This is a genomic window from Pseudomonas spelaei (assembly GCF_009724245.1).
GTDB classification, from domain to species: Bacteria; Pseudomonadota; Gammaproteobacteria; order Pseudomonadales; family Pseudomonadaceae; genus Aquipseudomonas; species Aquipseudomonas spelaei.
This window is the reverse complement of the sequence record NZ_WNNK01000083.1, coordinates 1-508: the sequence shown is the minus strand read 5'-3', so window position 1 is coordinate 508 and position 508 is coordinate 1. Positions and strand designations below refer to the sequence as shown.

1 protein-coding gene is annotated in these 508 nt (G+C 49.8%); it reads right to left on the bottom strand.

The features are described from left to right. Window positions 1-18: 18 nt before the first annotated feature. Window positions 19-508: hypothetical protein (locus GNF76_RS29275; RefSeq protein WP_246212049.1), on the bottom strand; the 490-nt coding region annotated here is incomplete at its 5' end.

Here is a 508-nt window from a genome sequence, read left to right as displayed (position 1 = left end):
GTGTAGAACAGTTGTGGTTTATTTAACGATTTCAACTGGCCCGTGATCGTCACAATGATCCCCATGGGGATGATGTAAATGGCCATCCACCAGATAATCAACATGGTCGCCATGAGGAATAGCCTCATGGCCGCAGTCCGGGCCGTGCTTGTGCTCAGGAGCATGAGCGCCGCAAGTGTGTTTGGGGGTGCAGTCGGCAGGGTTGACCTGACTAACCGATAACACATGTTCATCAACATGATCGCCATGAACATGATGCAAATGACCGTCATGAACGTAGTCCACATGGTCATCATGTTTTATTGCGGTATGCCCACAACCTGCCTTGTGTTCGTGATCATGGTTCAAATGTTTATCACAGCCAGACATAGCGACTCTCCTGCCAAATGCAGCGATGTTTGAGTCACTGAATATAGCAGGCAGCGAGCTATAAAAAACAATCCTGCATCTGTCGGAGCGAATCCGCACCAACGATCCTTGCCGGGCTTCAAATGCCGAGTTATGGGGC